Annotated in this window: 23 protein-coding genes; 3 read left to right on the forward strand and 20 right to left on the reverse strand. The window is 39.1% G+C overall.

The window, feature by feature from the left end:
• Positions 1-76: 76 nt before the first annotated feature.
• The gene (gene prli42, locus J2X07_RS08020; protein ID WP_310257944.1) at positions 77-169 is read left to right on the forward strand and encodes a stressosome-associated protein Prli42; all 93 of its coding nucleotides are present in this window, start codon (positions 77-79) and stop codon (positions 167-169) included.
• Positions 170-368: 199 nt separating this feature from the next.
• Here the strand turns inward: prli42 and J2X07_RS08025 are convergent, their stop codons facing one another.
• From J2X07_RS08025 to J2X07_RS08040, 4 genes are all read right to left on the reverse strand, one after another.
• A complete protein-coding gene (locus tag J2X07_RS08025; RefSeq protein ID WP_310257945.1) occupies positions 369-1,343 on the reverse strand; it encodes an aromatic acid exporter family protein in 975 nt (324 codons plus the stop codon).
• A gap of 111 nt (positions 1,344-1,454) precedes the next feature.
• Positions 1,455-2,168 (reverse strand): amino acid ABC transporter ATP-binding protein, encoded by a 714-nt coding sequence (locus J2X07_RS08030; RefSeq protein ID WP_310257946.1) that lies wholly within the window; start codon positions 2,166-2,168, stop codon positions 1,455-1,457.
• A complete protein-coding gene (locus tag J2X07_RS08035) occupies positions 2,161-2,820 on the reverse strand; it encodes an amino acid ABC transporter permease (protein ID WP_310257947.1) in 660 nt (219 codons plus the stop codon). The genes J2X07_RS08030 and J2X07_RS08035 overlap by 8 nt, the downstream gene beginning before the upstream one ends.
• A 22-nt stretch (positions 2,821-2,842) precedes the next feature.
• Complete coding sequence (locus J2X07_RS08040; protein ID WP_425590184.1) at positions 2,843-3,628, reverse strand: transporter substrate-binding domain-containing protein; 786 nt, start codon at positions 3,626-3,628, stop codon at positions 2,843-2,845.
• Positions 3,629-3,756: 128 nt separating this feature from the next.
• On the opposite strand from J2X07_RS08040, the gene J2X07_RS08045 reads away from it, so the two are divergent.
• Entirely contained in the window at positions 3,757-4,203 is a 447-nt protein-coding gene (locus J2X07_RS08045) for an NUDIX domain-containing protein (RefSeq protein ID WP_310257948.1), read from the forward strand.
• 309 nt (positions 4,204-4,512) lie between these two features.
• Here J2X07_RS08045 and J2X07_RS08050 read toward each other — a convergent pair whose 3' ends face one another.
• The 9 genes from J2X07_RS08050 to J2X07_RS08090 all read right to left on the reverse strand — a co-directional run bounded on the left by J2X07_RS08050 (position 4,513) and on the right by J2X07_RS08090 (position 15,243).
• Entirely contained in the window at positions 4,513-4,941 is a 429-nt protein-coding gene (locus tag J2X07_RS08050) for a BrxA/BrxB family bacilliredoxin (RefSeq protein ID WP_310257949.1), read from the reverse strand.
• Positions 4,942-5,094: 153 nt separating this feature from the next.
• Complete coding sequence (locus J2X07_RS08055; RefSeq protein ID WP_310257950.1) at positions 5,095-6,426, reverse strand: dihydrolipoamide acetyltransferase family protein; 1,332 nt, start codon at positions 6,424-6,426, stop codon at positions 5,095-5,097.
• A gap of 18 nt (positions 6,427-6,444) precedes the next feature.
• On the reverse strand, positions 6,445-7,428 hold the full coding sequence (locus tag J2X07_RS08060; protein WP_310257951.1) for an alpha-ketoacid dehydrogenase subunit beta: 984 nt from the start codon (positions 7,426-7,428) through the stop codon (positions 6,445-6,447).
• Positions 7,429-7,442: 14 nt separating this feature from the next.
• A complete protein-coding gene (locus J2X07_RS08065) occupies positions 7,443-8,435 on the reverse strand; it encodes a thiamine pyrophosphate-dependent dehydrogenase E1 component subunit alpha (RefSeq protein ID WP_310257952.1) in 993 nt (330 codons plus the stop codon).
• A gap of 13 nt (positions 8,436-8,448) precedes the next feature.
• Positions 8,449-9,870 carry a dihydrolipoyl dehydrogenase gene (lpdA, locus tag J2X07_RS08070; RefSeq protein WP_310257953.1) on the reverse strand — a complete coding sequence of 474 codons (1,422 nt, stop codon included), beginning with the start codon at positions 9,868-9,870 and terminating at the stop codon, positions 8,449-8,451.
• 22 nt (positions 9,871-9,892) lie between these two features.
• A complete protein-coding gene (gene buk, locus J2X07_RS08075) occupies positions 9,893-11,005 on the reverse strand; it encodes a butyrate kinase (protein WP_310257954.1) in 1,113 nt (370 codons plus the stop codon).
• A gap of 28 nt (positions 11,006-11,033) precedes the next feature.
• Complete coding sequence (gene bcd, locus J2X07_RS08080; protein WP_310257955.1) at positions 11,034-12,134, reverse strand: branched-chain amino acid dehydrogenase; 1,101 nt, start codon at positions 12,132-12,134, stop codon at positions 11,034-11,036.
• A 12-nt stretch (positions 12,135-12,146) separates the two neighbouring features.
• Positions 12,147-13,049, reverse strand: a complete 903-nt coding sequence (yqiS, locus tag J2X07_RS08085; RefSeq protein WP_310257956.1) for a phosphate butyryltransferase — start codon at positions 13,047-13,049, stop codon at positions 12,147-12,149.
• 130 nt (positions 13,050-13,179) lie between these two features.
• On the reverse strand, positions 13,180-15,243 hold the full coding sequence (locus J2X07_RS08090) for a sigma-54-dependent Fis family transcriptional regulator (RefSeq protein ID WP_310257957.1): 2,064 nt from the start codon (positions 15,241-15,243) through the stop codon (positions 13,180-13,182).
• 149 nt (positions 15,244-15,392) lie between these two features.
• On the opposite strand from J2X07_RS08090, the gene J2X07_RS08095 reads away from it, so the two are divergent.
• A complete protein-coding gene (locus tag J2X07_RS08095; protein ID WP_310257958.1) occupies positions 15,393-15,629 on the forward strand; it encodes a DUF2627 domain-containing protein in 237 nt (78 codons plus the stop codon).
• 58 nt (positions 15,630-15,687) lie between these two features.
• Here the strand turns inward: J2X07_RS08095 and spo0A are convergent, their stop codons facing one another.
• The 7 genes from spo0A to J2X07_RS08130 all read right to left on the reverse strand — a co-directional run bounded on the left by spo0A (position 15,688) and on the right by J2X07_RS08130 (position 24,074).
• Positions 15,688-16,482, reverse strand: a complete 795-nt coding sequence (spo0A, locus tag J2X07_RS08100; RefSeq protein WP_310258200.1) for a sporulation transcription factor Spo0A — start codon at positions 16,480-16,482, stop codon at positions 15,688-15,690.
• 255 nt (positions 16,483-16,737) lie between these two features.
• Complete coding sequence (spoIVB, locus tag J2X07_RS08105) at positions 16,738-18,024, reverse strand: SpoIVB peptidase (RefSeq protein WP_310257959.1); 1,287 nt, start codon at positions 18,022-18,024, stop codon at positions 16,738-16,740.
• Positions 18,025-18,154: 130 nt separating this feature from the next.
• Positions 18,155-19,846, reverse strand: coding sequence for a DNA repair protein RecN (gene recN / locus J2X07_RS08110; protein WP_310257960.1), 1,692 nt, complete (start codon positions 19,844-19,846; stop codon positions 18,155-18,157).
• A gap of 25 nt (positions 19,847-19,871) precedes the next feature.
• The gene (gene ahrC / locus J2X07_RS08115; protein WP_310257961.1) at positions 19,872-20,321 is read right to left on the reverse strand and encodes a transcriptional regulator AhrC/ArgR; all 450 of its coding nucleotides are present in this window, start codon (positions 20,319-20,321) and stop codon (positions 19,872-19,874) included.
• A 421-nt stretch (positions 20,322-20,742) separates the two neighbouring features.
• Positions 20,743-21,561, reverse strand: a complete 819-nt coding sequence (locus J2X07_RS08120; protein WP_310257962.1) for a TlyA family RNA methyltransferase — start codon at positions 21,559-21,561, stop codon at positions 20,743-20,745.
• On the reverse strand, positions 21,558-23,456 hold the full coding sequence (gene dxs, locus J2X07_RS08125) for a 1-deoxy-D-xylulose-5-phosphate synthase (protein ID WP_310257963.1): 1,899 nt from the start codon (positions 23,454-23,456) through the stop codon (positions 21,558-21,560). The genes J2X07_RS08120 and dxs overlap by 4 nt, the downstream gene beginning before the upstream one ends.
• A 21-nt stretch (positions 23,457-23,477) precedes the next feature.
• Positions 23,478-24,074 carry a hypothetical protein gene (locus tag J2X07_RS08130; protein WP_310257964.1) on the reverse strand — a complete coding sequence of 199 codons (597 nt, stop codon included), beginning with the start codon at positions 24,072-24,074 and terminating at the stop codon, positions 23,478-23,480.
• Positions 24,075-24,239 lie beyond the last annotated feature (165 nt).

The raw sequence follows: 24,239 nt of genomic DNA on the forward strand, positions 1-24,239 counted from the left end.
CTATTCCCAGATATCTTGTTTCTACCTTTTAAACACGTTACAATTATATTGGATTTGTATGAGGAGGGAATAAACTGTGTCTCAAAGATTAATGAAAACCATTGTTTATATCATGCTGATTTCACTAGTTGTAAGCAGCCTTCTTGCTGGTATTAGCTTGTTCTTTTAATAGTTAATGAAAGAAAAGGATGGCTTGAGACTCTTTACTCCCAAACCATCCTTTTTAATTATTGTAGCAGGACGAAATTCCTTTTGTTGTGCTTTTGTTGAATCGTGTACCTTGTTTGTCGGATTGCACCTTGTGTTTGTTGGATTGCACTCTTCGTTCGTTGATCTCACCTTGACTTTTTTCATTAGTATTTCATTATTCAGGAAGACTCATCACAAGCATGATCATTTTTTTTGAATTTCTTTTTTATGAGCAAATATTCTTCAATATCTTGAAGAAGCTGATACAATTTCGAACGTGTTTCAAACTCTAGCCGGTCCTTCGGCAGATGCATTTCTCTAAATTCCTGCCTCATATTATTTAATTCTTCCAAAAAATAAGCAGCTGTGTTTCCTGGATGAACAGCAGCACCTAATCGTTCGAAAAAAGCGCCAAGCTTCTCACCCTGTAAATACGTTTTATCAATGGAAGAAATATTCGGCAGCATACGCTGAATGATCTCGAATTGCTTTTCTCTCATTTTAAAATAATGATAGTACTGATTTTCATAGCGTAAAAAGTGATTTTCAACATCACGAAAAGCAAGGCTTTTTGCATGGGAAATCAAATCTGCTACTTCCGTAATTTCCTTTCCGTCCCATTCGTGCACATCATGAGAGAGGTATAAGTGAAATTCTTGAAAAATCTTCTTATATTTAATCTCCAAGTCCTGCTGCATCGTTAAAAGCGTCTTTTCCATTGAAGGCATATAAAGATTCATGATAAGTCCCATGCCAATACCGATAACAATTATTCCAACTTCATTCAAAACGATCGGCCAGCTTAACGTTTCCACCATATACAGATGTAAAATAATGACGGAACTCGTAATAATCCCTTCTTTTAGATTAAAAGCGACAAGAGTCGGAATAAACAAAGTTAAAAGAATAGTTAACGTGAAAAAATGGTAGCCAATTACCGAAAAGATAAGAGATGCAAAAAGAATACCAAGCAGACAGGCTGCAAACCGCTCCCAAGAACTAATGACCGACCGTTTTTTCGTTATCTTTATGCATAGTATGGTTAAGATGCCCGCTGATGTATAAAAATCAAGCTTCAGCCACTGTGCCAAAGCAATGGCCAAACCAGCACCAATCGCAGTTTTTAACGTTCGGTAACCAATTGTGAATTTCATAGATTGACGCCTACTTTCAAAGTTCTTTCTTCATCTTTTCCCATTTTCAAAGACTTTAATGTCACTTATGAAAATGAAAAAGAGGACCTCAACTGAAGTCCTCATCGCTCATTATAACACTTTTTCCAAAAAGGCTTTAGCTCTGTCCGTATTTGGATTCTCGAAAAACACCTGTGGTGAAGAATCTTCTACAAGCTTTCCGTCATCCATAAATAATACACGGTCAGCTACTTCCTTAGCAAAACCCATTTCATGCGTAACAATAACCATTGTCATTCCTGTTTTTGCAAGATCGTTCATAACTTGCAGCACTTCTTTAACCATTTCAGGATCGAGTGCTGACGTAGGCTCGTCAAACAGCATGATTTCTGGATTCATAGCGAGTGCTCTTGCAATCGCAACACGCTGTTTTTGTCCGCCTGAAAGACTTGAAGGATATGCGTGTGCTTTCTCAGCAAGACCTACTTTATTAAGTAAGTCGAGACCGGCATGTTCTGCTTCCTTCTTTGTCTTTTTAAGCACTTGAAGAGGAGCAAAAGTGATATTTTCCAAAACTGTTAAGTGAGGAAACAGATGAAAGTGCTGAAAAACCATACCTATTTTTTTTCGTAAATGAGCTTCCATCTGCTGAATGTCTGTACCTTCAATTGTGATAGAACCTCCATCCCTCGTTTCTAGGAGGTTCATACAGCGGAGAAAAGTTGATTTCCCAGATCCTGATGGGCCAATCACAGCAATCACTTCACCTTTATTGATTTTTGTCGAAATCCCTTTTAAGACTTCATTTTTACCAAAACTCTTTCTTAATCCTTCAACGTTAATCACTCTTTGCTAACCTCCTTTCCAATACTCTTCCTGCTATTGTTAAGAGCATTACCAAGAGATAATAAATCAGACCTGCAAGCAATAATGGTTCAAAGAAAGCATAGTTGCTTGCTCCAACAATCTGTGCGCGTCTCATGATATCTAAAGCACCGATAACAGAAACGATTGCTGATTCTTTTGTTAACGTAATGAATTCGTTCATTAATGCCGGCAATATATTTTTCAGTGCTTGCGGCAGAATAATTTTCATCATCATCGTTCGATAAGGAATACCCAAAGCCATCGCAGCTTCTTTTTGTCCCTTATCCACGGCATTGATTCCTGCACGAATAATTTCAGAAACATACGCTGCTGAATTCAAAGCGAATGTTAATACACCTGCAGTGAATGCCCCAATATCAACACCTGTTAATTGCGGTATTGCATAATAGATGAGCAGCATCTGTAGAATGAGAGGTGTTCCTCTAAAAACTGAAGTATATGCATCTGCAAACCAGCGTAAAACACGTACTTTGCCAATCTTAAAAAACGATAAGACAGTTCCCAATAAAAAACCTAGTACTAATGAAACAGCCACAAACTGCAACGTAACCCATATTCCATACAATATATAAGGAATAGAAGGCACGAGCTGGGCAAAATCCAAGTTCATGCCTATCACTCTCTTTCTTTTCTTATTTTTTCACTCCGAACCACTTTTCAACAAGCTTGTCCATTGTGCCGTCCTCTTTCATCTTCTTTAACTCTTTATTGAACTTATTTGTAAGATCACTATCTTTAGGAAATGCAACTGCAGAACCTGCTGCATCCGTGTTTGGCAATGCAAAAGAGCTTAACTCTTTATTTTTCTTTAAAAATTCATATGCCACTGCATCTTCAATAATCGCAGCATCTACACGATTTGATTTCATTTCTTGTATAAGTTCAGTTACCTTATTGCGTTTTACAACATTAAACTTTTGGTTTTTCAACAGTTTATCTGCTTCTTTTTCCTGGATAGAAGCCAATTGAACACCAAGCGTTTTACCTTTAAGATCCTCGACTGATTTTATTGACTTGTCTTTTGTGACGATTAACTGTTGAGCTGCATAATACTCATCAGAGAAATCTACTTTTTTCTTTCTTTCTGCATTTGGCGTCATACCTGCAAGAACAAAGTCTGCTTTCCCGCTGTTAATGGCTGGGATAAGTCCATTAAAATCCATGTCTTTAATTTCTATTTTGTAGCCAAGTTTTTTTGCAATGTGGTTGGCCACATCAACATCAAACCCTTGAACTTCTCCGCCTTTTGCTGTATCCACAAACTCATACGGAGGATAATCTGCAGAAGTTGCCATGATCAGTGTTTTACCAGACTCATCTCCGCCGCTATTTGAAGCACCTTTATCTTCAACAGCTCCACAGCCCGCTAACATAGCAAGAATTATGATAAAATAAATCATTAAGAAATTTTTCTTCATCATCATTTATATCTCCTTATAAAATAGTTATATTTATTCACCAAAATGAATTTTAACACAAAAAACCTCTAAATTAAGTTTTTAGATAATTCTGAATGTATTTTTATTCAAAGATAGGAGTGGTTATTATGGATTTTGGAGAGAGAAAGCCAAGTGTTTCCTATAGAATTAGAAAGGCTGTTTATGCAGTGATATTGGATAAACAAACAAGTAAGGTGGCGGTCATGCTTCATAACAAGAAGGGTTTCTTGCCTGGCGGAGGATTAAAAAAGCCCGAAACGCTAATAGAGTGTTTAAAAAGAGAATGTAAAGAAGAAACAGGATATACATTGCATATTGAAAAGTATATAGGAAGTGCAAAACAATATTTTCAATCCAGACAAGACGAATATATTATGAATGAAGGCAGTTATTATGCAGGCACATTTGGGGAATTCATAATTCAACCGGTGGATGACGATCATGAACTCGTATGGATGGATATTGCGGAGGCGGAGAAAACTTTATTTCATCGTTCTCATATCTGGGCTGTACAAGAAGCCTTACAATTACTGGACTCTGCTTTAAAAGATTAGGCTGTTTTCACATTCATTGTTGCTTTTGAAAGTAGTTGATCTCCGTTTCAGTTGCTCGCTTTCCGCAGGGCAGGCGGTGAGCCACATTCGTACGTTTCACGTATAAGTGTCTCACCTGCCCGTCTGTTCTGCAGGAGTCTCACACCCTCCACTCCAATCAACTGTCAAAGAAGACAATAAGTTAGTAAAAGCCACAATCCTTCAGAAAAGATTGTAAAAGATTAAGTTAGAACCAACAATTAGACCAAATGAAAGCTGGCTCATAAGGGATCAAGTCTCTCCCACGAGCCAGCTTTTTCATTTTACTTATTACTTACAATAAGTTTCAAATGCATTTCTTAATTTATTTACAACTTCCATCGGTTCATGTCCTTCGATCTCATGACGCTCAACCATCATTTGAATTTCTCCATCTTTTAATAGAGCAAACGATGGAGATGAAGGCGGATACCCTGTAAAATAAGACCTTGCCGTTTCTGTCGCTTCCTTATCTTGCCCGGCAAATACAGTTACGATCTGATTTGGGCGTACGTCTTGCTTTACTGAATATGACGCCGCAGGACGTGCGATCCCTCCAGCACAGCCACAAACGGAATTAATCATAACAAGAGTTGTACCTTCTTTTTGAAAAGCCTCTTTTACATCTTCTGGATTAAATAGCTGTGTATAGCCAGCCTCCACCATTTCTTTACGAGCTGTTTCTACCACATCATTGAATAAATTAAATTGAAAGTTCATTTCATTCAGCTCCCTTCTTCTATATTGTACTCAATTATAGACATATAAAAAAGAAAAATGCCGCTATATATACGGCATTTTTCTTAGGGGGTATGGGGTTTGGAGGTGTTGCTGATAATCTGTACCCGGAAATAACCCCTCATAAACCTCTTTTTAGTAAATTGATGTATTTTCTTTTGTCATGTTTTCTAAACGTTCTTTCACACGAGCTAGGAAGCGTCCGCAAACAAGACCGTCAAGTACACGGTGATCCAGCGATAAACAAAGATTAACCATATCACGTACTGCAATCATGCCGTTATTCATTACTACGGGCCGTTTAACAATCGATTCTACAGAAAGGATTGCTGCTTGCGGGTAATTAATGATAGGAGTTGACATGACTGATCCAAATGAACCTGTATTGTTCACAGTAAATGTACCATTTTTCATATCATCGCCAGAAAGTTTGTTCGTTCTTACTTTATCAGCCAGCTCTTTTACATCACGAGCAATGCCTTTAATCGATTTTTCATCTGCATTTTTAATAACTGGGACATACAGTGCATCATCTGTTGCAACTGCGATAGAAATATTGATGTCTTTCTTCTGGATGATTTTATCTCCAGCCCACATCGAATTCAGCTGAGGGAACTCTTTTAATGATTCAACAACAGCTTTTATGAAGAATGGCAGGAAGGTAATGTTGTAGCCTTCTTTTGATTTAAAATCACCTTTAACGGAATTGCGGTACTCTACAAGGTTTGTTACATCTACTTCGACCATCGTCCAAGCATGTGGAGCTTCATGTTTAGAGCGCACCATATTTTGTGCGATTGCTTTCCGAATGCCTGAAACAGGAATTTCAATATCACCAGGCATGGCTTCTACTGAGATCGGCTTTAATCCGCCTGCCGAAGCTTCTTTCGGCTTAGGCGTTTCTTGTTTCGCATCAGCTGCTGGTTCGGTCACTGGCGCTGAAACAGCTTTGGAATCAGCAGTTGGAATTTCACCTGAATCAATAAGTTTTTGAAGATCTTTCCTTGTAATTCTTCCGCTCTGACCCGTTCCCTCAACAAGATTTAAATCGATTCCGTGCTCAGATGCCATTCGGACTACCGCAGGAGAATAACGTCCTCTAGCGTCTTGATCCTTTTTGGGAGCAGGAGCTGTTTTTTCTGCAGGTGCCGCTGACGATTCTTCTGTTTGTTCAGCCTTTTTATCAGCTGGGGCAGAAACTTCAGTCCCTTCAGAACCTCCGCTTCCTTCTGTATCGATATAACAGATTAACTCACCAACAGAGAGTGTGTCTCCTTCTCCAGCAACAAGTTCTTTAATGGTACCGCTGAAAGAAGATGGTACTTCCGCGTTCACTTTATCTGTCATGACTTCAGCTAAAGGATCATATTTTTTTACTGTGTCACCAGGCTGAACTAACCATTTACTGATCGTCCCTTCCGTAACACTCTCCCCAAGCTGAGGCATTGTAATTTTTTCTGTAGCCATTTACGTTCCTCCTTTATGTTAAAATGCCGCAAGTTCTCTCATGGCTTTTTCTACCTTGTCAGGATTAACCATAAAATACTTTTCCATTGTAGGTGCATAAGGCATTGCTGGAACATCTGGACCAGCAAGACGCTGAATAGGAGCATCCAATTCAAACAAGCAATTTTCAGCGATAATTGCTGCTACTTCACTCATGATACTTCCTTCTTTGTTATCTTCAGTAAGAAGCAATACTTTACCTGTTTTAGAAGCTGCTTCAATAATTGCTTCTTTATCAAGCGGATATACCGTACGGAGATCCAAAACATGAGCGGAAATTCCGTCTTTCTCCAGCTTCTCAGCAGCCTGAAGTGCAAAATGAACACATAGTCCATATGTAATAACTGTAATGTCTTCGCCTTCACGTTTCACATCTGCTTTACCAATCGGCAATGTGTACTCTTCTTCAGGCACTTCACCTTTAATCAATCGGTATGCACGTTTATGCTCAAAGAAAAGAACAGGATCTTCATCACGAATAGCTGATTTTAATAAACCTTTTACATCATAAGGAGTGGAAGGCATGACTATTTTCAACCCTGGTACATTCGCAAATAAAGCTTCTACAGATTGTGAATGATACAATGCCCCATGCACTCCTCCGCCATATGGAGCACGGATTGTAATTGGACAAGTCCAATCATTGTTAGAGCGATAACGAATCTTTGCCGCCTCTGATACGATTTGGTTTACTGCTGGCATGATAAAGTCAGCAAACTGCATTTCAGCGATCGGACGCATGCCATACATGGCAGCACCAATCCCAACTCCTGCAATGGCAGATTCTGCTAAGGGAGCGTCAATTACTCTCTGCTCACCAAACTCTTCTATTAAACCAGTAGTCGCACGGAAAACTCCTCCACGTACACCAACATCTTCTCCTACAACAAATACTCGCTTATCTCGCTGCATCTCTTCTCGAATAGCTTGTGTGACTGCATCAATATATGAAATTACCGGCATTTTGTTTTCCCCCTTTACTCTGCGTAAACATGAAGAAGCGCGCTTTCAGGATCAGCATATTTAGCGTTCTCTGCATACTCCGTAGCTTCATCCACTTCTTTTTGAATCTCGTCAATCATTTGCTTCTCTAACTCTTCAGACATAACTCCGTTTTCCTTTAAGTAAGCTGCAAATGTATGAATCGGATCTTTTGCTTTTGCTTCTTCAACCTCTTCACGAGTTCTGTATGCACGATCATCATCATCAGATGAGTGAGGTGTTAGACGGTAGGCAACCGTTTCAATCAAGGACGGGCCTTCTCCGCGTCTTCCTCTGTCTGCCGCTTCTTTCACCGCTTCATAAACAGCTAATGGATCGTTTCCATCAACCGTAACTCCCGGCATTCCGTAGCCAATAGCACGATCAGAAACATTTTTACAAGCTAATTGCTTAGAGATTGGTACAGAAATAGCATACTTATTGTTTTCACACATAAAGATAACCGGTAATTTATGAACAGAGGCAAAGTTTGCTCCTTCATGGAAATCTCCTTGGTTAGAAGATCCTTCACCAAACGTTGTAAATGTGACTAGATCCTTTCCTTCCATAACTCCGCCTAACGCAATCCCCACAGCATGAGGTACTTGTGTTGTAACCGGGGAAGATCCAGTTGCGATACGCAGCTTTTTAGACCCAAAGTGTCCAGGCATTTGGCGCCCCCCGCTGTTTGGATCTTCAGCTTTTGCAAATCCCGAGAGCATCAAATCTTTTGCTGTCATGCCAAATTGCAAAACAACACCCATATCACGGTAGTAAGGCAATACATAGTCTTTTTCATTATCCAAAGCCATTGCAGCTCCAACTTGAGCAGCTTCTTGGCCTTGACAAGAAATTACGAACGGGATTTTACCTGCTCGGTTTAATAACCACATCCGTTCATCAATTTTACGTGCCATCAGAATCGTTCTGTACATATGAATAACATCTTCGTTTGATAAACCTAATTGTTCATGACGTGTTTCTGCCATTTGTTTGACCTCCTTAAAAATGAATTGCTTTTCCTTCAACAGCCAATGCTGCTTCACCAAACACTTCAGACAATGACGGATGAGGGTGAATTGTATGAGCGATTTCCCACGGTGTAGCATCGAGTACTTTTGCTAATCCAGCTTCAGAAATCATATCCGTTACATGCGGTCCAATCATATGAACTCCAAGTAAATCATCATTGTTTTTATTCGCAATGATTTTTACAAACCCGTCACTTTCACCATAAACAAGTGCTTTCCCAATGGCTTTAAATGGGAATTTCCCTACTTTAACTTCAAACCCTTGTTCTTTTGCTTGATTTTCTGTTAACCCGACACTTGCCATTTCAGGGCTGGAGTATATACATTTTGAAATGTTTGCATAGTTTATAGGTTCAACTTTCATGTTGTTCAGATGTTCAACTGCATGAATACCTTCATGTGAAGCCACATGAGCTAGCTGAAGTCCACCGATCACATCACCGATTGCATAGATGTGGCTTTCATCAGTCTGGAAGTATTCATTTGTCAAAATGTATCCGTTTTCAATTTTTATGGTTGTGTTCTCTAAACCGATTCCTTCTGTGTTGGCTTGACGGCCGACAGATACAAGCATTTTTTCGGCAGAAAATTGTTTTGTATCACCCTTGTGTTCAGCCGAAATCATCACGCCATCGCCTATTTCTAACGTGTCAGCGAGAACTTTTGCAGAAGTGACTAACTTGATTCCTTTTTTCTTTAATACACGTGCAGCTTCTTTAGAAATATCTTCATCTTCAGTCGGAACAATACGATCTGCGTATTCTAATACAGTCACATCCACACCAAGGTCATTAAGCATTGAAGCCCACTCAATTCCAATGACACCGCCGCCGACAATAATAATTGAACTTGGTAAAGCTTCCATTTCCAGCGCTTCATCACTAGACATAACGAAATTACCGTCAATTTCTAATCCTGGCAAAGAACGCGGTCGAGATCCTGTTGCGATAATAACGTTTTGGGGAATTAGTATTTCGTTTTCTGTTCCATCGTTAAATTCTACCGAAACCGTTCCAGGCATAGGGGAAAAGATTGACGGTCCCAGAATACGTCCAGTTCCTTCATATACTTCAATCTTTCCTTTTTTCATTAAACTTTGAACACCCATATGCAATTGGTTAACAATCGATTGTTTCCGTTCTTGCATCTTCGCAAAGTTAAGCCCTAAGCCTTCGATTTCCACACCAAAATCAGCTGCTTTTTTAGCCGTTTTGTAAACTTCAGCACTTCTAAGCAAAGCTTTGCTCGGTATACAGCCTCTATGTAAACAAGTTCCGCCTAATTTTCCCTTTTCAACGACAGCTACTGTCTTTCCTAATTGAGCAGCGCGGATGGCGGCTACATAACCGCCAGTTCCTCCACCCAATATGACCAAATCAAAATCTTTTGACATCGCTCATATCTCCTTTTTGCTGTTAGTCCAGCTGCAATCCTTTTGAAGCTTTTGCTCCCGGATATTCTTTCGCCTGTTCTTCATTCCTTAAGACGCGTAGTCCGCCTTCTGCTAAAGCTTGAAGTTCATTTTCACCCGGCTGGATGATACAATCTGAAATCCACTCAACGCGATCCGTAATTTTTTTGACGAAGTCTTTGCCAAAAGCAAGTCCGCCTGTAAGAATAATCGCATCTACTTGTCCATATAATACCGAGCTGGCAGAACCGATTTCTTTTGCAACCTGATATGCCATCGCGTCATAAATAAGCTCCGCTTTCTCATTGCCGCTTTCTATCATTTCTTCTACAGTCCGAGCATCGTTTGTACCAAGGTAAGCAACGAGTCCGCCTTGTCCGACAAGTTTTTTCATCACTTCATCAGCGTAGTATTCTCCAGAAAAACACATCGATACTAAATCCCCAATCGGAACTGTCCCTGCCCGCTCAGGAGAGAACGGTCCTTCACCATGTAGACCGTTGTTTACATCAATTACTCTTCCACCCTTATGAACACCTACCGTGATTCCTCCACCCATGTGAACAACAATCAGACGCAATGCTTCATAAGATTTTCCGAGCATTTTTGAAACCCTTCTTGCCACAGCCTTTTGATTAAGCGCATGAAAAATACTTTTACGCTCCATTTCCGGGACACCCGAAATCCGGGCAATCTCATCCATTTCATCTACAACAACAGGATCTACAATGAAAGATGGGATATTGAGTCCTTCTGCTATTTCATAGGCAAGAATACCTCCAAGATTAGAAGCATGTTCACCTGCATAACCAGTCTTTAAATCAGCTAACATCGCCTCATTAACACCATAAGTTCCACCTTCGATCGGACGAAGCAAACCGCCTCGTCCAACCACGCAGCTTAATTTAGAGATATTAATCCCCTCATAATCAAGCGCTTCAAGAATAGTGTCTTTTCTAAATGAATATTGATCAATAACAGAATCAAATTGATGGATGGTCTCTGTATCATGACGAATTGTTTTTTCAAAAACAGGCCGTTCGTTATCAAAAATACCAATCTTGGTAGAGGTTGATCCCGGATTGATCACTAGTATGCGAAATTCTTTTTGATGCACGTTTCAAACCTCCATTTGCAGAACCCTTTTAACGAGCTCGATTAGACAAGATATGTCTTTCGTTTAATAAAAATTGGCTTCTCGAATTTCTATTGCGCTCAATACGCTCTTCTGCAAGACGGTCCGCAGCAAGATAAGTTGGAATGTTATCACGTTTAGAAATTTCAATAACGCTTGCAATGTTATCGTAGATTGTTTCAACTTTCTTCATAGCGCGGTCACGATTGTATCCGTTAAGTTCATCAGCAACATTAATTACCCCACCAGCGTTGATTACATAATCTGGTGCGTAAACAATACCCATTTCATGTAAAGCATCACCATGCCTTGTTTCTTTAAGCTGATTATTTGCAGCACCTGCTACAACTTTTGCTTTAATTTGAGAGATTGTAGAATCGTTGATAATCGCCCCAAGCGCACAAGGAGCAAAAATGTCACAGTCAACACTGTAGATGTCATCAATATCAACAGCCTTTGCACCAAAATCTTCAACGGCACGCTGAACCGCATCCTTATTGATATCCGTAACAATCAGTGAAGCTCCCTCTTCGTGAAGGTGTTTACACAATGTATAAGCAACATGACCTACACCTTGAACAGCAATCACTTTACCTTCAAGAGAATCTGTTCCAAATGCTTCTTTAGCAGCAGCTTTCATACCGCGGTATACGCCGTAAGCAGTTACAGGTGAAGGATTTCCGCTTGATCCAAACGCTGGAGATACTCCTGTTACGAATGGTGTTTCTTGATAAATTAAATCCATATCTTCAACGGTTGTCCCAACATCTTCAGCAGTGATATAACGTCCATTCAAGCCTTGAATATAACGTCCAAAAGCACGGAACATTTCTTCGTTTTTATCTTTTTTCGGATCTCCGATAATAACCGTTTTTCCTCCGCCTAAATTCAGTCCAGCCGCTGCATTTTTGTATGTCATTCCTCTTGCAAGTCTCAATGCATCTTCAATTGCTGCATCCTCTGAATCGTAAGTCCACATTCTTGTTCCGCCTAGTGCAGGTCCTAATGTCGTATCATGAATACAGATGATGGCTTTTAGCCCGGATTGTTTATCTTGGCAAATCACCAATTGTTCGTAGTCGTAAGTCTCCATATATTTAAAAAGTTCCATGTTTGTTTCCTCCTAAAGTTTTTTATCTGTGATGACTGATTTAACAGCTAATGCAATTGAGTAATATTTACTTTCTGCTGAATCTGCCCGAGACGTCAGTACGATCGGTGACTTGGCACCGCATAATACTGCACCGACTTTTGCACGAGCAAAATAAATTAACGACTTATACAAAACATTGCCTGTTTCAATTGTTGGAACGAGCAGGATATCAGCATCACCTGCCACTTTTCCAGTAATCCCTTTATGGGATGCAGCTTCTTTCGAAATCGCATTATCAAGTGCGAGTGGCCCTTCAACGATTCCACCTGTAATTTGCCCTCTGGCATTCATTACAGTTAGGCTTGCAGCATCCAATGTGGCCTGCATGGCAGGGTTTACATTTTCTACTGCAGTCAGAACCGCGGCTTTTGGCTGTTCAACACCTGTTTGCAAAACAAAATTCATTGCATTTTGCAGTATTTGCGCTTTTTGATTAAGGTCCGGCTCAATATTCATCGCTGCATCAGTAACAAATATCAGCTTGTTAAAACCTGCTATTTCAAAAGCGGCCACATGTGATAAGACATTACCTGTTCTTAGTCCATATTCTTTATTTAATACTTCTTTTAAGAGAACAGAAGTAGGCACGAGACCTTTCATCAGGATATCAGCATCTCCGTCATGTACGGCTTTTACAGCATTTTGAGCGGCTTTCGCAGTTGAAACCACTTTTATTCCAGGAGTGGATTCATTTCTTTGATTTAACAATTTGGAAATTTCTTCCCCATCTCCAAAAAGTATAAAATGAGCTAAGCCCTCTTTATATGCTTTAAAAACACTTTCCATAACCTCTTGATCGCCAGCTTCTGCCACAGCGATGACTGGTTTCACTTTTTGATTTTTGGCTTGGCTAACCAAGTGTTCTAAACGCATTTTATCCCCCCTTAACTACAGTAATACTAATATGCAAGTTTCGTGCCAAAAGGAAAAAATGCGCGATTACTTCATTTCCCTTTTAAATCTTGCAAGTTTTTGCGCGCATAATGAAAATTTTTGCATGAAATTATTTGCGCACTTTATCATCTATGCCATATTTTTCAAGCTTGTAATAAAAATTCCGCAGAGAAATTCCTAAAGATTTTGCTGCTCTCGTTTTATTACCGTCAAATGTCTTTAATGCCTCAATTAAAATTTCTTTTTCAAATTCATCTAATTGGTCCGTTAATGTTTTTTCATGGAGTTGTGCTTCAGCAACATTTTTGGAAGCTGCATTCAGTTTATTATGATTATTGGATAATAACGAAATGTGACTTCTATTTATTTGTGTATCTGTAAGGCTCATGTGAATAATTGCTCGACCCAAAATGTTTTCAAGCTCTCGAACATTTCCCGGCCAATGATAATCGAGCAAAAATTTTTCCGCATCTTTGCTGATTACTTCTATATTTCTTCCATAGTCTTGATTTAGTTTTTGCAATAAATGTTTAGCAAGTAATAAAATATCATTATTCCTTAGACGAAGCGGCGGGATATAGATAGGCATTCGATTAAGTCTGTAATAGAGGTCTTGTCTGAATGTACTTTCCGCTATCATCTTTTCAAGATTCACGTTCGTTGCTGCAATAACGCGTACATTAATCGGTATTGCTTTTGTATCACCCACACGGCGAATTTCATTCTCCTGCAAAACCCTCAATAATTTAGCCTGTGTATTTTGGGATAGCTCTCCAACCTCATCTAAGAAAATACTTCCTCCGTTTGCCTCTTCAAATAATCCTCTCTTACCGCCTCTTAATGCACCTGAAAAAGCACCCTCAACATATCCAAAAAGCTCACTTTCCAATAAGGATTCCGAAAGAGCCGCGCAATTCACCCTAACAAACTTATTGAATTTTCTATCGCTCGCATTGTGTATGGCATGCGCAAATAGTTCTTTTCCAGTTCCTGACTCTCCTCGTAGAAGTACCGTAGCTGGAGTGGATGCTGCGAGTTTACCTTGATCAATGGCAAACTTCATTTCTTCAGACTCGCCGATTATATCTTCAAATGAGTACTTCGCTTCAAGCGTTCGGATGATTTGACGGGCACGATGCAATTCTTCAGTTAAACCCTTTATTTCAGATACATCAAGAATAACACCGACACTTCCTTTTATAAGTCCATCCACAATCATCGGTGCAACATTTACAATTACATCTTTTCTGTTGGGTCCTACTTTTAACCGTGCGCCTCTAATCGGCTTTCTCGTCTTGAGCACTTGCATATGAATACTTTCACCTTCAGAAATATCGGTTGTTGCAGGTTTCCCAATAACTTGTTCAGCCGTATAGCCGGTAAGCCTTGTATAAGCTGGATTAATTAAAATACCCTTACCTTGTTCGTCAACAACTGATATGGCTTCTTCGGATGACTGTATGATAGAAGTAAGCATACTTTGTATACTCTTTAAGTTTGTAACTTCTTCAGCCAAATTTACGATTTCAGTAATATCTTTAAAGACTGCAAATGAACCGAGAACTTTCGAATTCTGATCAAATATCGGTGTTCTTGTCGTAAATATCTTTGTGCCATTTTCTAATATTTGTTCTTGATTAATTTCTTCTATTCCTGAGTTTAGGACCCGAGGCAGCTGACTGTTCGGCATCACTTTAAGAATGGACTTACCGATTGCTTCCTCTTTCGAAATGCCCGTCATTTTCTCAGCACTCTTATTAAATATTGTAATCTCCAGCCGATTATTGATAACAATCATCCCATCGTGCGTGTTATCCAATACCGTTTTCAATTGATGCAGACTGTCATTTTTCGTTTCCATTGATACGGATTCCATTTGTTTTAGAAGACCTTGAAATTGATCACACGAAATCATACAAGCATCAGGAAACTGTTTATGAAGCTCTTCTGCTTCCCTTTTTTTTGAGTGAGAAAAAACGAGAAACTCCACATCAATATCAGGAACAGATGACAAGGAAAAGTTTTGTATTTTGTCATTTAGCGCGTATGTATCTGACTTTCGGTCATCTGGAACATATAAACCGACAGGCTGAAATATTTCCGAAGAACGTAATAAATGGAGCAGCTGCAATGTTTCATCATGATTTACTGCTAATATAACCCTTTGCAACATCACCCCTCCAAATCTTTCATATCTTTTTTAACATGTGCAAAATTCTTCATACACTAATCATACATTAGCATGAAAGGGTTTGCAAATCCAAAATGCATCGACAATAAATTAAAGTTTATGTACAATAATACGGTAAAGGAGAGGTCGTTATGGGCAGGTACATCGCATTAATCATAGTCGTAATACCGGGAGTTATGGCTGTTATGGGGATAAAATGGATGAGAGACACTTTATTTGGTGTTCTGCAAGCTCCATTTCCTATTCTGTGGCTTCAGTTTTTAATCGGCTTTCTATGCTTTGCAGCAGGACTTTCATTTGTTGGGGGATTTATTTTCTATCGGGATCGAAAGAGAAACAAAGTTCAATTAAAGTTCAAAAAAAAATGACTTGTTGATCTTAATGATCAATAAGTCATTTTTTGATTCATTTATGATAAGATGGCAGTCAGCCAGCTTTATGTTCGATTCTTAATTTATCAGCGACCATCGCGATGAATTCTGAATTCGTGGGTTTCGCTTTAGACATAGAAACGGTATAGCCAAATAGAGATGAAATACTGTCAATGTTTCCTCGGCTCCATGCGACTTCTATTGCATGGCGGATTGCTCGTTCAACACGGCTGGATGTTGTGTTAAATTTCTTAGCAATATCAGGATATAACACTTTTGTAATCGAACCAAGCAGTTCAATATCATTGTAGACCATAGAAATAGCTTCGCGTAAATACATATATCCTTTAATATGAGCAGGGACTCCGATTTCATGGATTATGCTTGTAATGCTTGCGTCCAAGTTACGAGGTTTATTCATGGTTTGGAAATTGCTGCGTACATTGTTTGAAGCACGTTTAACGCTGGATTTTTCGGACCCACAAATTTGACGAATCTGATTTGCTAAGTTTTCCATATCGAATGGTTTTAGTATAAAATAAGAAGCACCGAGATCAACTGCCTTTTTCGTAACATCTTCCTGTCCAAAGGCAGTAAGCATAATTACATTAGGCTGGGGCAAGTCATCACTGGATCTGATTTTCTCCAGTACAGCTAGACCATCTAAATGCGGCATTATGATATCAAGAACGAGAACATCAGGATTTTTTCCTTCTAAAACGGATAAACACTCCTGGCCATTATAGGCTACTCCAATTACCTCCATATCATCCTGGCTTGAGAGATATTCCCTCAATAAACTAATTAACTCCCGGTTATCATCAGCTAAACACACTTTAATGTTTTGCACCATTATTTCCTCCCCATCCAACAATTTCTTGTTTTCCCAATGTAAGATTTCAACAATTAAACTTAAATCCCTTTATTTTGTTGTGAATTTTTTAAAATTATTTTAAAATTGCTGTAGAAAAAGCTGTTTTCTTTATTTTACTTTCATTTTCGACAGTTATTGATATATAAAGCTTAAGTTTTGTCGAATTTTCTTTATGTTTTTTATTATACAAAATTTTCTTATAAATGTCTAAATCAAAAAAACAGGCACTGATTAGCTCGCCTGTTTTTTCTCTTCATAAATATTAATTCCTGCTTCATCCAGCATCCATTCTATATGAACCCCATAGCCGGAAGTTGGATCATTTACAAATACATGTGTTACTGCACCGATAATTCTTCCGTTTTGAATAATCGGACTTCCGCTCATCCCCTGAACAATTCCGCCTGTAATTTTCAATAACTCAGGATCCGTTATTTTTATAACCATTCCTTTTGTTGCCGGGAATTTCTGTGGAACAGAACTTACGACATCGACATCAAATTCTCTCACCTTCGAGCCATCCACCACCGTTAAAATTTTAGCTGGCCCTTCTTTTACTTGATCCGAAAGAGCGATCGGCAAAGGTTTATTCCAGCCTCCATTACTTAGCTTTTGGTTTAATGTTCCGAAGATGCCAAACGGACTGTTTTTATTAATATCCCCCAAGATTTTTTGATCTTCAGAGAAACGTGCTAATTTTTCCCCCGGATGACCGTTTGACCCTTTTTCGATTGAAGTGACCGTAGATCCTAATATTTCTCCTTTATTCACCTTTATTGGCTGTTTTGTATCCATATCTGATATTACATGCCCCAAAGCGCCATACTTATAAGAAGAAGGATCATAAAAAGTTAATGTGCCGACTCCAGCTGCAGAGTCTCTTATATATAATCCAATTCTGTAGGAATGATCATTTTTATCTTGCAGAGGTGTTAGTGTCTTATGCACTGTTTTACCATTTCTGATTATCGTAACATCCAATGGCTGGCTTCGTTCACCAGACTCTCTAACAAATGGACTGACATCACCCATTTTTTGAATGGATTTACCATTTATTTTCGTAATAATATCGCCGATTTGAATGTCAGCAATTTCCCCAGGAGATCTTTTGCCTTCTGCAGTATTGACTAAGTGATGACCAACAATAAGTACTCCGAGTGTATTTAATTTTACACCAATCGATTGTCCGCCAGGTATTACCTTAAATTCAGATAATACTTTTACATTCATTTTTTTAATTGGAAAACTTGATGCTTCGAGAGTTGCCATATTATCACCATATTTCTTGGCTTTAATCGAAACGACTTTCGAACTTTCCATTTCAGTTGTATATAAATCCCTTTGTTCTTGCTGCAGTTTGGTACCTGCAGGAATCGTCTGTTTTACATTTTGCCCTTCAAAAACTGTTATTGAATCAGGCATTTTAACATAATCCTGTACTGGAGATAAAAAACCAATCCCCAACAAACTCCCAAGGAGAATAACGCCAATCATTCGCCGAAGAAAATCCCTATACATCTTTCACTCTCCTCGCTCCTAGCTCACACCCTCACCATGGCTGTACCTTTAATTTAGCCTACGGGGGATAAGATTATAACCGAGAAAAAAGAAAAAGCTATTCCTTAAATGGATAGCTTTTCATAAATAATTAAGATGATTTTTTTATGGATTCGGCAATTTGAAGAAGTTCCTCAGCGTGTTTTTTGGTTAAGTCTGTTATTTCAACACCCGAGATCATTCTTCCTATTTCATTGACCTTCTCTTCCGTTTTCAAGGAAAGAACTTTGGTTACAGTTCTGCCTTGAGCGGCTAATTTAGAAATATGAAGATGTGTATCGGCCATAGCAGCTACTTGAGGAAGATGACTTATACACAATACTTGTGAACCAACAGATACCCGATAAATTTTTTCGGCAATTGCCTGTGCCACTCTTCCGCTTACACCGGTATCTACCTCATCAAATATGATTGCGGTAATTCCCTGATTTTCAGAAAAAATGGTTTTCAATGCTAAAATAACACGGGACAGCTCCCCGCCGGAAGCTACTTTAGATAATGGTTTTAATGGTTCACCCTGGTTTGGAGAAATATAAAATTCAACATTATCCATACCTGTTTTTAAAAACTGATTTTCATCAACTTGATTGATGATTACCTCAAATTCCGTTTTTTCCATGTAAAGTTCTTTCAATTGCTGCTGAATGGAATTCTTTAATTTTTTTGCTGTGTCTATTCGTTTTTTTGTTAACTTCTTACCTGATGCAGATAACTTTGTAAGAATTTTTGACTGTTTACTTTTGAGTTCTTCTATATGGTTATCCTTATTTTGAATAAGCTCCAGCTCTTTAGAAATTTTATCACCGTAAATTATGATATCTTTCACAGAATTACCGTATTTACGTTTGAGCTTGCTTATTTCATCTAAACGCATTTCTATATGATTAAGCCGGTCTGGATTGTATTCTAAAGAATCAAACATATCCCGAATTTTGTATGTAAGCTCCTCGAGAACATAGTAGCTGCTCCCGAACTGCTCCTCATCCGTTTTTAATGACTCATCCAGGGCTGCCACTTGAGAAAATTCTTCAAGAGCTTTAGAAACTAACTCAAGTCCTTTACCTTCTCCATACAAACTGTAATATGCATCTTGAAGATGTTCGTGGATACTCTCGAAATTTGAGAGCATTTTCTTCTCATCTTCCAGTTTAACATCTTCATCCGTTAATAAATTTGCACTGGTTATCTCTTCTAATTGATATTCTAAAAGATCGATACGCTGAGCAATTTCTTGTTCATTTCTGGAGAGCTCGGATAATTGCTTGTTAATGTCTTTGTATTCTTTAAATGCATTTTCGTATTTCACTAATTCTTCTTTAAAATCCCGATCGCCAAAACTGTCTAACAAAAACAAATGCTTATCAGGCTGCATTAAATACTGCGTTTCGTGCTGACCGTGAATATCAACTAAGGCTTGTCCTATTTCTTTTAATACAGACAGGGTTACGAGCTTACCGTTTACTCTGCATATGCTTTTTCCGCTATCGGTGATGTCTCTCTTTAAAACAACCATTTCATCTGTAATACTTATCCCAACATCACCGCATTTATCATACACACGATGTTCTGGATGAATATGAAACAAACCTTCAATTTCTGCTTTCGGAGTACCATAACGGACAAATTCAGTAGAACCTCTTCCGCCAATTAAAAGGCCGATCGCATCAATAATAATGGATTTCCCTGCACCCGTTTCACCAGTGAGCACAGTTAGCCCTTTATTAAATGACACACTAAGTTCATCAATTATAGCAAAATTACGAATGCTTAATTCTGCCAGCAAATCCATCACACCTTATTTAAAAATTTTAAAGCATATCTAAGAAACGCTGCGAAACATCTTCACTTACATCTTTGGAACGGCAAATGATCAAGATTGTATCGTCACCGCAAATGGTTCCCATTAATTCTTCCCAATCCAGCTTGTCAATTAAAGCACCTATGGCATTTGCATTTCCAGGCAGTGTTTTCATTATGATCAAATGATCTGCATGATCAATACTGATGAAACTGTCTGTCAGCGTTCTTCTGAGCTTTTGAAGGGGGTTGAACCGCTGATCTGCAGGAAGACTGTATTTATATCTGCCATCCATCATCGGAACTTTAACGAGATGCAGCTCTTTAATATCACGAGAAACAGTTGCTTGTGTAACATTGAAATTTGCATTTTTCAGCAAATCAACGAGATCATCTTGTGTCTCTATGTCATGGTTTGCAATCATTTCACGAATCTTAATATGTCGTTGTCCTTTATTCACTAGTAATTCCACCTCAATTTTCACACTGTCACATTCTGCCTTTATCTTATACTATTGTGCAAAGGATGTAAATTTCCTTTCCATTTGAAAACTATGTGAGGGTTGATTTCCGTTCCAGGTTGCTCGCTTTCCGCGGGAGTCTCACACTTTGCACTCTAATCAACTGCCCAATGATGAGAAGAAATAATTGCATTTTGAATGAGGTTAATTTCCGCTCCAGGGTTCGCTTTCCGCAGGGTGTGCGGTGAGCCCAATCATCGCTTTGCGATATTGATTGGTCTCACCTGTCCCACTCTTCCTGCAGGAGTCTCGCCCTCCACTCCAATTAACTGTTCAAAGAAGAACACTCCAAAATCTCTTATTAGCAACAAACTTTCAGATAAAAACCTTTAGAAAAAAGAAGCACAAAAAAAGCGAGGAATTATCCCCGCTCCTTTTTAAATGTATCATGTGCTTCACGAACAACTTGTGTAATCTTTTCATCCGTAATTGCTGTTCGTTCTGTTTTATTTACTTCACCATGAAGCAAAAATTCGATGTTGCCGTCCCCACCCGTAATTGGCGAAAAGGATAAATCAACTGGATTTATTCCATTTATTTTTGCGTATTCAACAATTTCAAGGATAACTCTTTCATGGACTTTCTCGTCTCTTACAATACCCTTTTTCCCTACTTCTTCTCTACCTGCTTCAAACTGAGGTTTTATGAGAGCAATGACTTCACCTTTGCCCATAAGTTGCGTTAGAACAGGCAAAATGATTCGAAGAGAAATAAAGGAAACATCAATTGTAGCAAATTCCGGCGTACCGTTTTCGAGCTGATCCGGTGTTACATAACGAAAGTTAGTTCTCTCCATAACAGCAACACGTGAATCGTTGCGAAGTTTCCATGCTAATTGATTGTATCCTACATCGATTGCATAAATATAGCTGGCTCCGTTTTGAAGGGCGCAATCCGTAAATCCGCCTGTTGATGCCCCTATATCCATACCGATCTTGTCTTTTACGTCAAAAGAAAATACCTTCAATGCTTTTTCAAGCTTCAAGCCGCCTCTTCCCACATAGGGAATAAGATCACCTTTCACATGTAATGGAGCATCTAGTTCAATTTTTTCACCCGGCTTGTCTAATCGTGATGTACCAGAAAAAACGAGTCCTGCCATAACAGACCTCTTCGCTTTTTCTCTCGTTTCACATAATCCTCGATTCACAAGCAGAACATCTACCCGTTCTTTTTTCATGTAAAAAGGCCTTTCTCTGTCTTTCTTTTCATGAGAGACTTGACGCGATCCACTAGATCCGGTGTCGTTAGGCCAATCTCTTCTAGAAGTTTTGTCACACTGCCATGTTCGATAAAGCAATCTGGAATCCCCATACGGTCAATAATAGCATTTGCATGGTGATCGGCCGCATGTTCAAGTACTGCGCTTCCAAACCCGCCTTGCAGGACAGCTTCCTCAAGAGTTAAGATCGGCATGTTTTCCGCATACAATAAATTCAGCATTTTTGTATCAAGCGGCTTTATAAAACGTGCGTTGATAACACGCGCTGAAATTCCGGACTTTGCAAGGATTTCCCACGCCTCAAGTGCCATAGGTATCGTTGTTCCGAAGGTTAGGATTGCAACGTCATCACCTTCTTTAAGCACTTCCCAGGAGCCGATTGGAATGTCTTCAAACTCTTCGTCCATTGGAACTCCAATTCCATTACCTCGAGGGAAACGAATTGCAACCGGGCCATCGTCATACTTAAGGGCAGAATAGACCATATGCTGCAATTCATTTTCATCTTTCCCCATCATTAAGACCATATTTGGAATATGACGCAGGAATGCGATGTCAAATACACCTTGATGTGTCTCTCCATCAGCACCCACTAATCCAGAACGGTCAATCGTAAATAGTACGTTTAGATTCTGTCGGGCGACGTCATGAACTACTTGATCATAACCTCTTTGCAAAAATGTAGAGTAGATCGATAAAACAGGCTTCATGTTTTGCGTTGCCAAGCCCGCAGCCATAGTTGTAGCATGCTGTTCTGCAATTCCTACATCAAATAATCTGTCTGGAAAAGCTTTTCCATAGTCGACTAACTTAGATCCAATCGTCATAGCAGGTGTAATGACAACAACCCGCTCATCTTTTGCCGATATTTTTTCAAGTGTTTTGCTAACAACTCCACTATAAGATGGTCCAATTTGTTTTGGCTTGATTTGTTGACCTGACTCAATCTTATAAGGTCCTACACCATGCCAGCTGTCATTTTTATCGGTTTCAGCTGGTTCATACCCCTTGCCTTTTTTCGTAAGAACGTGAATGATGACAGGTCCTTTCGTCTTTTTGGCATATTTCAGATTATCGATCAAGTCTTCCAAATCATGTCCATCAACCGGTCCTAAATACGTGTAGCCAAGTTCTTCAAAAAACATACCAGAGACCAGCAAGTACTTCAGGCTGTCTTTTACCCGTTCAGCCGTCGCTGCAAGCTTTCCGCCAAAAGCAGGGATTTTACGGATCAATGATTCCAGTTCATCCTTTGCTTTGTTGTACTTTCTTGCTGTTCTCATACGACCAAGAACATTATGAAGTGCACCTACGTTTGGAGCAATAGACATTTCGTTATCATTTAATACAACGATTAGATCCTTTTTTTCATGACCGATATGGTTTAGTGCTTCTAAGGCCATTCCGCCCGTAAGAGCCCCATCACCAATTACCGCAATGACTTTATCGTCCGTTTTCTTTAAATCCCGTGCAACAGCCATTCCCATCGCAGCAGAAAGAGAAGTCGAACTATGACCAGTTTCCCATACGTCATGCTCACTTTCGATCCGTTTAGGAAATCCGCACAAACCTTTATGCTGTCTTAATGTATTAAATTGAGCAGCTCTTCCTGTAAGGATTTTATGCACGTAAGCTTGATGTCCTACATCCCATATCATTTTATCTTTCGGACTATCAAATACCTTGTGAAGGGCGAGGGTTAGTTCTACAACCCCTAAATTCGGCCCTAAATGACCACCCGTTATTGAAAGTCTTTCGATTAAAAACGATCGGATATCACCGGCAATTTTGTTTAAGTCTTCCGTCTCATAAGTTTTTAAAAAATGAGGATTTTGGATATCTTCCAGTTTCATGGAATAAAACCTCTCTTTCCATTAACGCCTTTTCTTCTCTTTTTTAGCAGGCGATAGCAGTTTAATTCTTAATTTTTCCTCAATAAAATATAATAAACGCCCAACCTGAAAAATAATAAAGGTTGAGTGATTAATCGCATATGATTTTCCAAGTGCTTTCCCGCCTACTGTAATGGCTGCAACTACACTTGTAAAAATAATGGCCACGATGTATTCCAAGTTGGAACTCGTGTTATTTCCAATTGAAACCGTTAATTCTGCAACAACAGCAGCAGAAGCTGTCCCGCTCACTATACCTGAAATATCTCCAATAACATCGTTGCAAAAATTGGCTACCCTGTCTGCATTTCTCGTAATAAGAATTGCGTGTTTAGCACCCGTTACCCTCTCAGATGCCATTGCATGAAATGGAACTTCATTAGCAGCAGTAGATGCAACTCCTATAATATCAAAAATAACACCGTTTAATACAATTAAAAAAACAATTCCCATCCCAATGGCCCAAGAAACACCATTTAAGAAGAAAGAAGATACAACTGTAAAAATAGCCGCTAACACAAGAGTGATAACGGCAATGCTTGTACTCCATTTGAGTGTTTTTGAAAAGGAATTTTTCATGCATAACTCCTTCTTTTTTGGTCACGTTATGTAATAAGGGAGTGGTCACCTTATTAAGTAAAGACTGCGGCTTAGGTCCAGTAGGTTTTCCCAGAAGAGTACGAAATGTCGCCATATTCGCGGTTTCCCTTTATTCTCTTCTTAACGCTGTCGCCAAACGTTAGA

The sequence above is a fragment of the Fictibacillus barbaricus genome (genome assembly GCF_031457135.1).
Taxonomy (GTDB): domain Bacteria; phylum Bacillota; class Bacilli; order Bacillales; family Fictibacillaceae; genus Fictibacillus; species Fictibacillus barbaricus_A.